The organism is Fischerella sp., assembly GCF_013388695.1.
GTDB lineage: Bacteria > Cyanobacteriota > Cyanobacteriia > Cyanobacteriales > Nostocaceae > PCC9605.
Window position 1 is genome coordinate 22,351 of record NZ_JACAEU010000116.1, and the last position, 10,636, is coordinate 32,986.

5 protein-coding genes are annotated in these 10,636 nt (G+C 43.6%); 4 read left to right on the forward strand and 1 reads right to left on the reverse strand.

The genetic code is table 11. The annotated features are described in order from the left end of the window. Positions 1-241 precede the first annotated feature (241 nt). Positions 242-1,216, forward strand: a complete 975-nt coding sequence (locus HXY43_RS15910) for a radical SAM protein (protein WP_026731361.1) — start codon at positions 242-244, stop codon at positions 1,214-1,216. Next, the gene (locus HXY43_RS15915) at positions 1,170-2,579 is read left to right on the forward strand and encodes a glycosyltransferase family 2 protein (protein ID WP_290884483.1); all 1,410 of its coding nucleotides are present in this window, start codon (positions 1,170-1,172) and stop codon (positions 2,577-2,579) included. Before HXY43_RS15910 ends, HXY43_RS15915 begins: the two co-directional genes overlap by 47 nt. A gap of 92 nt (positions 2,580-2,671) precedes the next feature. Here the strand turns inward: HXY43_RS15915 and HXY43_RS15920 are convergent, their stop codons facing one another. After that, positions 2,672-4,660, reverse strand: a complete 1,989-nt coding sequence (locus tag HXY43_RS15920; protein ID WP_290884486.1) for a DNA polymerase III subunit gamma/tau — start codon at positions 4,658-4,660, stop codon at positions 2,672-2,674. 478 nt (positions 4,661-5,138) lie between these two features. On the opposite strand from HXY43_RS15920, the gene HXY43_RS15925 reads away from it, so the two are divergent. Then, positions 5,139-5,861: a hypothetical protein gene (locus HXY43_RS15925; RefSeq protein WP_290884489.1), complete on the forward strand. Its 723-nt coding sequence runs from the start codon at positions 5,139-5,141 to the stop codon at positions 5,859-5,861. A 713-nt stretch (positions 5,862-6,574) separates the two neighbouring features. Then, positions 6,575-10,483: a tetratricopeptide repeat protein gene (locus tag HXY43_RS15930; protein ID WP_290884492.1), complete on the forward strand. Its 3,909-nt coding sequence runs from the start codon at positions 6,575-6,577 to the stop codon at positions 10,481-10,483. Positions 10,484-10,636 lie beyond the last annotated feature (153 nt).

Consider the following 10,636-nt stretch of genomic DNA (forward strand, 5'->3'; position numbering starts at 1 on the left):
CCAGCCAGATAACCACCAAACCTATTAATTGTCAATCAACAGGCATTTACTATGATACCCAGAACTGAACTAGAATCATTGCATGAGAAAATGTCCTAGATGGTATTAGCTTAGCGAGCAGCAATTTTGTGGCAAAAAATACCTAATTTGCTCTCAATACTCCAAGAACCATCAAACTATGTAGCAAGCGTGTAGTAAGCTATTCAAAAGCTCTAAAACACTTGGAAAACCGTAAGATTTTATGGCTCCACTGGTTGCAAACTACTATTTGACCTACCGCTGTAATGCCCGCTGTCATTTTTGTAACATTTGGGCTTTAGAGCCTGGAAAAGAAGCTGATTTTGAGACAATTAAGCATAATTTGAAAGATTTACGCCGCCTGGGAGTTAAGTATGTAGACTTTACGGGTGGTGAACCGCTACTGCGAAATGATGTAGGGCAGATTTATACTGAGGCAAAACGCCAAGGTTTTTATACCAGCATGACCACAAATACAATTCTGTATCCGCAGAAAGCAAAAGAAATTCAGGGGTTGGTAGACTTTTTGAATTTCTCCTTGGATGGAGCAGATGCAGAAACTCACGATCATTCTCGGGGAGTGAAAATTTTTGACAATTTGGTCGAGTCTGTAAAAATCGCTAAGTCACTGGGAGAATTCCCGGTACTCAACCATACCGTCACTGCTCAAAATTACGAACGTATTGATGAAGTGGGTGAGTTGGGTAAAAATTTGGGCGTGCGCGTCTGGCTTAACCCCGCTTTCACTGCCCACGAACACTACAACTCAAATAAAAATCCCACCCCAGAAATGGTGGCAGCTATAGAAGCTGCTGCAAAGAAATATAAAAATGTCGGGTACAATAGGGCTGCACTTGCTTTTATCGAAGCTGGGGGCAATGACACTAAAAATCCCCGCTGTAAGGCGGTAGATGCAGTCATTGCAATTTCTCCTAACGACGAACTGTTGCTACCTTGTTACCACTTTGCCCAAACCGGAATTCCCATTCAGGGACGACTCTACGAACTTTATCGCGAGTCGGAAGAGGTGGAAAAATACCGCCAATCTCAAGGTAAGCTGAAAGTGTGTGAAGGTTGCACAGTTTGGTGTTACCTGATACCCAGTTTCTTTATGGGTGTAGACAAATACTGGTGGTTGAATCAAGTAACCTATGCCAGCGAATTTCTGGCCCGAAAACGATTCTTACAACGAGCTTGATCCGCTCGATTCTCTACTTGCTGACCTATCGGTGCAAGAAGAGTTAGAGGAAGAGATATTGCCTTCTGTGTCTCTTCCATCCCGGTTTCAAGGTCGCAGACGCAAAGCCGCTCTAGTTTTGACAATGGTCTGGAGTGGCACGATCGCCCTGCATTTGGTTTCTTGGGGTTCTTTGTTCGTACTAGGACTGACCAGTATTATTGGGCTTCACGTCCTTATGCTGGTGTTTGCTAGACCCCGCCGCACTCATGAGCAAATGCAGGGTGATTTTCCCCATGTCTCTGTGTTAGTGGCTGCCAAAAACGAGGAAGCAGTCATTGGCAAACTTGTCAAAAACCTTTGCAGCCTAGAGTATCCAGAAGAAAAATACGATGTCTGGATTATTGATGATAACAGTAGCGATAGAACACCGCAGTTGTTAGCAGAACTAGCCCAAGAATATGACCAACTAAAGATCTTGTACCGTTCACCGGGAGATGGTGGAGGCAAGTCTGGAGCATTAAATCAGGTTCTGCCACTCACAAAAGGAGAAATTTTGGCGGTGTTTGATGCAGATGCCCAGGTGTCACCAGACATGCTGTTACGAGTCATACCCTTGTTTGAACGCAAAAAAGTGGGGGCGGTGCAAGTGCGAAAAGCGATCGCCAACGCCAAAGAAAATTTTTGGACAAAGGGCCAGATGGCAGAAATGGCAGTCGATGCCTTTATACAACAGGGACGGATTGCTGTCGGTGGAATTGGCGAACTGCGCGGTAACGGTCAATTTGTGCGACGACAAGCAATTGTGAGTTGCGGCGGGTGGAATGAAGAAACCATCACCGACGATTTGGATCTGACATTGCGCTTACACCTAGACAACTGGGATATAGACTGCGTATTCTTTCCAGCAGTAGAGGAAGAAGGTGTCACAAGTGCGATCGCACTTTGGCATCAGCGCAACCGTTGGGCAGAAGGGGGATATCAGCGGTATTTAGATTACTGGGATCTAATTCTCAAAAACCGCATGGGAACCCGCAAAACCTGGGATCTGCTAGTTTTTATGCTGATCCAGTATATATTGCCGACAGCAGCAGTACCAGATTTATTGATGGCGATCGCCCGGCATCGTCCACCCATCTTAAGTCCAATGACTGGTTTGACCGTGACAATGTCAATGGCAGGAATGTTCGCTGGTTTGGCACGGATCAGAAAACAAAAAGGATTAAATCTTTCTAGTTATTTTGTTCTCCTGCTGCAAACCTTGCGTGGCACTCTGTATATGCTCCACTGGTTAGTAGTAATCAGCAGCACCACCGCCCGGATGTCGGTACGTCCTAAACGGTTGAAATGGGTGAAAACTGTGCATACAGGAAGTAAAAATTAGTTAGTGGATAGTGGATAGTGGTTAGTAGGTAATGGGAAAGAAAAATAACAATTATTAACCACTAACTACTAACCACTAACTACCAACAATCCCTAATCATCTACTTCTACTTCATTTTCCCACTCTGATGAAGTGGTAGAGTTGGTAATTTCTGCCGCGTCATCCGCAAAGTGAATAACTTCTCCGTCGAAAAATTGTGCCAGACGTTGAGCAGCGATCGCTGCTTCATCAGTTTCCCAATCAGCTGGAGGTACGGTTGGTTGTGGTGGAGGCAATGTTTGCACCCCAGCAGTATTTGTTACTGACTCGGTTTTTGCAGTTGCCGTTTGAACTGGTTGATGAGTTTCAGCAGCAAGTGCTTGTTGCTTGCTGTAGGTAGGTGCAGGCGGTTGATGAGCACTAGGAGTAACGTTTTTAGGAACTTCTTTACTCTCATTAGCAGGAACAGCCTTTTGCTGATTGGGAACCAAGCTCACTTTATATTTTTGTTGGTAAACCTTTACAAAAGCAGCTTCTACATCCGCTAATTTGCCTTGAGCAAGTTTAATCAACTTTGGTGGAATACCTACAACAGCAACACCATCGTTTATACTTAACAAACGCCCGTGTTGGTTCAACAGAGCCTTTGCAGGTATTGGCAAAAATTCAACAACCCGCTGCCAAGTTACTTCTAGTGACTCTTGGGCAGAAGAATCTGGTTTCTCTGGTTCAGGAGAGGGAGAGTGGGAGAGTGGGGAAGTGGCGGGAGTGGGAGAATTTGGAGGAGTAGAGGAGGCGGTGTTTTGTGGGGCTTCGCCTTGTTTTAGTGAAAGTTCTGGAGTTGGAGGAGATGTGGAGATAGAAAATTTCTCCGCGTCTTTGTGTCCCGATGTCTCCGTGTCTACATGTTTTTGTGTTCCTGTACCATTGGAGACTGGAGAGGATGGGATACGAGGGGTTGGTGAAACCGCAGGTGTTGAGCGGTTCGTTGCAGATGATTGACTGCTAATATTTGCTGAGGGCAACAATCCCAGCAATGTGACTTCTAACCACAAACGCGGCTGGGTGGTGTTCTTCAGCTGCACCTCTGTTGTTCGCAGGTGCTGTTGTCCTAGCAAAATTGTACTGATATCCAACTGTTGGGCTAAATCAATTAGTGCTTTCCAGGTTTGGAGAGTACAAGCCACCAAATCTTGACGGCTAGGTGCGGTTTTGGCAATGAGTAAATCGCGGTAGAAAGCAGCAAGATTCTGGAGAATAATTAGAGGTTCCCTTCCCCGATCTAGGATTTTGCGAGTGCAGTCAAGAACTGCTTCTGGATTGTTGGTGGCGATCGCACTTAATAGTGTCAACAAGTCCCGTTCGCTCACCGAACCCACTAAATCCCAAACTCGGTCTGGCGTAATTTCTCCAGACAATAAACTCAATTGGTCGAGCAAACTTTCCGCATCTCGCAATCCTCCCTGAGCGATTTGAGCTACCAGAGTAACGGCTTCAGGAGTGATATTGATATTTTCTTTGGAAGCGATATCACTCAAATGCTGTACCATCGCTTCTAAAGGTATCCTGCGGAAGTCGAATCGCTGACAGCGGGAAATAATTGTTGGTAGCACCCGCTGCGGGTCGGTTGTTGCCAAGACAAAAACAACGTGCTTAGGTGGTTCTTCGAGGGTCTTCAGTAGCGCATTGAACGCTGCGGTACTGAGCATATGGCATTCATCGACCACATAAACTTTGTAGCGACACTGAACAGGCGCGAATTGCGCCCTTTCTATAATTTCCCTGATATTGTCCACACCCGTATTGCTAGCGGCGTCGATTTCAATAACGTCTAAAGAGTAGCCCTTAGTAATTCCCTGACAAACATCGCACACATCGCAGGGTTCAGGAGTGGGAATGTCAGTTTTCAGACAGTTGAGCGATTTAGCAAGTATTCGGGCGCTAGAGGTTTTTCCCGTACCTCTGGGGCCTGTGAATAAATAGGCTGGCGCGATTTTGGCGGCGCGGATAGCGTTAGTGAGAGTGGTGGCGATCGCCTCTTGTCCCACCAGTTGGGCAAAACTCCTTGGGCGGTACTTATGGTGCAGCGGTTCGTAAGACATGGATTTCAATGCCTTTTTAGGTTTGGGGGTAGCACCCAATCGAGTTCGGGACTAAACCATTTTAAGTTACTGCTCTTGCTACCATGCGTCCTGAAAGTAAGCAAGAGGATTATGTGGCCAATAACATTTCTCAAGCTTGTGCCTGAGGATATGCTGCTGTTTTGTTGAATAAAAATACAATATTTCAGCGCTGATAATTAGTACTAGTGTACCATACGCTCCTTAGATAAGGAAGCTTCTAATCATTATCAATCTAGGCTTCTAACTTGATTGAGTAAGGATGTAACACGTAAGAGCATAGCTTGTAGATTTTTTTCTGTTTATTGTTTATAAGGATAATAAATTTGGCATCTGTAGATTTTAATAGATTTTCTTTAATTAAAGAGAGTTTAAAAGTGCTGTGTATATGCGCGTAGCAGCTTGTCGTAGACCTCGCTACAATCTTAGGGTAAACAAAGCTCAAGGGTGCCGGAGGGAGATGCTCAAACGGCTCATTCAATGGCTAAAAAGTTTTTTTCAACGCTTGTTTGGCACAAAACAGGCTCCAGTAGTTGGAGGCGATATTCAAAAATCACCGCCTCCACCCCTAAATGATACCGATCTAGAATTTCTTTTTACTGAACTGTTAGAAGGAGTATATCAGGCACGAGGACAACAATGGGCGATCAAGTGGCTACGCAACATTGAGGATCGTGTCCCTAAACAACGGTGGGTGGAGTGGTTGCAGCGCTTTGGTGAAAGGTTGTTAGCATCACCTACACCCAACAACGAATTAGCTTCTCGCATGGTGCAGCTAGGTGAGTTAGAAATCGGGGAAGTGGGAGACGTTGCCTATGATATTGGAATGCAGCTGTTGAGGCGCAACCAGGGAGAGCCAATATGGGATTATGCAGGCCCAGATGCTCAAGCAACAAACTTTGCAACTTTCCAACAAAATACCTTTCCTTCAGAACAAGGCAACTTAGAAGCTTTTCAGTCTAGCCAAAATTCTCAAGATGCAGAAGGCGTGCAAAATCTTCCAGAAGGTGAATATCAAACTATCACTCTGGATGAGTTGCTTGTGCTGATGCAGCAAGATGAGAATTTACGCCAGCTCGTTGCCCAGCAACTGGGAATTGAAACAGACGATCCGCAATTGATTATCCAAGGATTGATCGATCAATTTCATGCTGCTAATCAATCAACCACAGAGCAAGGGTAATGTGCTGCGCTCCTTGCGAGCGCAGTTGAATATTTTAAGAATTAATGGTCTTTACAAGGTAAAATACCAATTTAAGAAATGATTGCGACAGATGGATTGACAGAACCCCGACAGAGACAATAATTCCCAATCCAAAATCTAAAATCCAAAATGGTATATAGCGATTCTGGTTTTAATGAGATACACACGGGCGGGCGAGGACGCCCACTCCACAAGAGTTTGACTGATTGAAATTTGTACCTCATTAGTCTGCAAACCGCGGAATTTCGTGCGCGAACTTATGCAAATGTTGTTCTAAGTGCTATTCATATCGCCGCTTCAATATTATTAGACATCGCTTATCTTTAAACTCGCAACAGCAAGGTCTTCTAAGATTTTAGAAACAAAAATTTTGAACTAAAGCAAAAAGCGATCGCACATTTTGTCTGTGCTGGCGATCGCTATGAAGATATTTTACAAATTATGAATGCCAATCTTGTGAAAACCTGGGTTGGTAAAACTTGCATTGGCAATTATGTATGTTATACACTTGACCATCACTGAGATAATAGTTATAAATTTTAGACCTGTAGTCTAATATAATTTACGCAAATTGTAATTGTAAAGATTACCAATTTTCTCTGTAAAGATTATATCGGTTTTTACGTAAGCGATGATTTTTTTAAGACATCGATCGCTAAAATCTATATGAAAAACATCCAAGAGTTCCCCAAATGCTCAAGTGGCTTTTACAGTGGCTGAAAAGGTTTTGGAAATTCCCCTTTGACGGGAAGCAGACTGCTTCTCAGGAGGCTGTGGCAGGTGATCGGGTGGTACAGCAGCCACCTGAGTTGACGAACGCGGATTTGGAATTTTTGTTTACCCAGCTGCTGGAAGGCGTATATCAGGCGCGAGGGCAACACTGGGCAATCAAGTATTTACAACGGATGGAACATCGTATTAGTGTTGAGCGTTGGATCGAATGGCTTTTGGACTTTGGCGAACGATTGCTGACTTCACCCGCACCAAATAATCACTTGGCAGAGAGGATGATGCAACTGGGTGAGTTGGAGATCGGCACAATTGGAGAGCTTGCTTATGATATTGGCATACGACTTTTAACGCGGAACTTAGGCGAAGAATATTGGGAAACTGACGCAGAAGCCTTTGAAACTCCAGCACCTGTACCGATTACTGTTCCTCCCCCAAAAACAGAATCACAGCAAAACTTTCAGGAATGGAACTCAGAAAATTCAGACCAGGATGGGAAAATGACTGCATCATCCCTATCTGATACTCCTGGGATAGATTTGATACGTAATCTAGGTGAACTGTTATGGGAAGCTGAAGAAGAAATTGTAGTAAGTAAAACATCTAAAAGTTTTATTCCTTACTCAGAGAATGTAAAGGAGAATACTTTAGCGATCGCACCTACAAGTTTCATTACCCCCTTAGAAGCAGTAAAGGAAAATACTGCCACTACTCCTACAAACTTTATTGATCCTTGGCAAGAGAAAGAATATGCTTGGGTAAAAGAAAGTTTGCCAACAACAACATTAGATGAGCCTTGGACAAATTCCCCACCAGTTACAGAAACCACACTAGATGATTTATTGGTGAGGTTAGAACAGAGTACTAATCTAGTGCAGCAAATAGCTGTTGGGCTAGGGATTCAAACCACCGATCCGCATGACATTATTGAGGCACTGAGCAATCAATCGAATGTCAATAGTACCCAACCAGAAGATTGGTTTTACCAAGGTCTGCAACAAGCTAAGATTGGTGATTTATCAGGAGCGCTCATATCTTATAACAAAGCAATAGAAATGCGTCCTGATGCTTATGAGTATTGGTTTAATCGGGGTTTGACACTCTTTTATTTAGGAAATTTTACCGAGGCGATCGCCTCTTACGATCGAGCCATTGAGATTAAACCCGACTTTTATAAAGGATGGTACAATAGAGGCGCGGCACTGGGTGAATTAGGAAATTTTGCCGAAGCGATCGCCTCGTTTGATGCCACTTTAAAATTGAAAGGTGACTACCACGAAGCTTGGTCTGGACGAGGTTTGATGCAGTTGAAGCTCGGTGATTGGGTCGAAGCTGTTTCCTGTTTCGACGCCTCACTGGAATTGCAACCCCACGATCCAGAAAATTGGTATCTGCGAGGAATAGCGCTGGCTGAAGGTGGGCAAAATCATGATGCGATCGCCTCCTATGACCAAGCCCTCGAATTTAATCCCGAGTTTGATTTAGCTTGGTATAGGCGGGGAGTAACGCAATTTCATCTAGGTAGTTGGGAAGAAGCGATCGCCAATTACCGTCAAGCCATCGAAATTAACCCTGAATGTTATGAAGCTTGGTATGCTTTAGCAGGTGCAACAGAGAAATTAGGCAACAAGGAAGATGCGATCGCAGCTTATGATCGCGCCACCCAAATTAAACCCGATTTCCACGAAGTTTGGATTGACCGGGGTGTACTGCTGGCGAATTTGGGACAATGGGAAAATGCGATCGCCTCTTGGGACAAAGCGATCGCGATCGATCGCAATTTCTATTTAACCTGGTTCAACCGGGGTGTGGCGTTAGACAATTTAGGACGTCGGGAAGAAGCACTCGCCTCTTATGACAAAGCGATAGAAATTAATCCTGATTTCTACCTAGCTTGGTATAACCGAGGTGTAGCACAGTTTTATTTAGGACGATTTGAAGAAGCGATCGCCTCCTACGATAGCGCTTTGCAAATTAAACCAGACTACTGGGAAGCTTGGCTAGGTAGAGGTAATGCTGCTGGAAATGCAATTGCATCTGAATGGCAGATGAGTATGTCCAGTGCTATAGCTGCCAGCAATCACGCCCTGAACGAGCGCGGCGATCTTGGTAAATTGGCAAGTTATCAGGAAGGGTTGAAATATATTAGCCAATACACCCACCCAGAAGGTTGGGGCAGATTGCATATAGCGATTGGTAATGCTTATTACGATCGAGGTAAAAGACATCCTACACCCCGTCATCATTGGCTGCAAGCTGCAACTGCATATGAACAAGCGCTTGTAACCCTAACAGCAGAAGCATTTCCTTTGTTGCATCTGGAAGTTCTGCAAAATCTGATCAAAACGTTTGTGGTTTTGGGAGAAACAGCACAAGCACAACATTACCAGCAACACGCCGCCTATTTATTGGAAAGCTTGTTAAATGAAACCACTCGCAGTGATGAAAGTAAAAAACAACTGGCTTTAAAATTTGCAGGCTTGAGACAGTTAGCAGTTGATATAGATATGCAGTGCGGAGAATTGGCACAAGGCTGGGAAATTGCCGAATACGGTAAAAATGCCTGTTTAACTTGGCTACTTTATGGTTGGAAAGATGAAATTGTCTCACCCAGCTACACTGAAGTTCACCAACTACTCAATCCCACAACCGCAATAGTTTACTGGCATATCAGCCCTTGCACTCTCCGCACTTTTGTGATTAAGTACAAATCCCCAGAACCAATCCCCATCTTTACACCCGTACTCAATTTTGCCTCAATTGATGAATTGCCTGTACCGGAAGCAGTAGCACGCTTAATTGAATTTGAAGATTGGGTAGAACAATGGAATCAACAATACCAGGAATATCGCAGCTTCACAGAAGACGAACAAAACAAAAGTAAGCATTCCTGGCACTTGGACATGGAACAAAGGCTTCTGCAACTCCAGAATATCCTTAACATCTCTGCGGTAATACAGGAACTCGAAGACATCACCCACCTGATTTTAATTCCCCACCGCGACTTGCACAGATTTCCTCTTCATGCCCTTTTCCACTTGTGTTATTCCTATGAAAAAGAATTGCCAAAAGCAGATAATTTCACCATCACCTACCTACCAAGCGCTCGAATTGGATTATCTCTGAAATCAGAATCTATAGAAAAGATAGACGAAAAGCTTCTGTTGAGTGTCGAACAACCCAACATTTCAGGCTATCCCAAACTGAAGTTTGCCAAAATTGAAGCGGAAGTTATTAGCCAAATGTTCGATAATTCTCAACGCATCCAAGAATCTCAAGTTGCTAAACAGCAAGTAGAAAATGCTCTATTTAATGATTACAATATCTTTCATTTTATCGGGCAGTTAACTGACAATTTGAGTCAGCCAGATAAATCAGAATTAGTATTAACAAATGAAGAGAAAATCACTCTGGCAGAAATTTGGGCAAATTCGCTGCTAAGTTACAAACTAATTACCATTTCAGGTGGTGAAACTGCTGTAACTTCTCCCCAAACTCTCTCCACTGAGTATGTGGGTTTAGTCAGTGGTTTGCTCACTCTGGGAATTCCTCATATAGTAAGCAGCCTGTGGACTGTAGAATCAGCTGCTAGTACCTTGCTAATGATAGAGTTTTATCGAAGAATTAAACTCAATCAATCAGTAACTACCGCCCTAGCAGAAGCAATAGCATGGCTCAAAGAATTAACTGCTGATGAATTGACAAAATGGTATAAGGATTTACTCAATCAATTGCCTCAAGAAGGACTAAGAATTAAAGCGCATTTAGCAACAGAGATGTATAGAAGTAGTCAAATGCCAGCAGATAAAAAAGTTTACAATCATCCTTACTATTGGGCAGGATTCAAGGTGATAGGCAATTTCAGTGAATAAAAGTAATAGGTAAGCTGTAACATATTTCCTTAAAAATTTGGGCGTTGCTGAATTTGGTCATGAATTATGTGTGCATACATTTTTGTAGTTCGATGCCAAATCATTGTAGAGACGTAGCAATGCTACGTCTCTACATACCCGTGAATTGTAAAT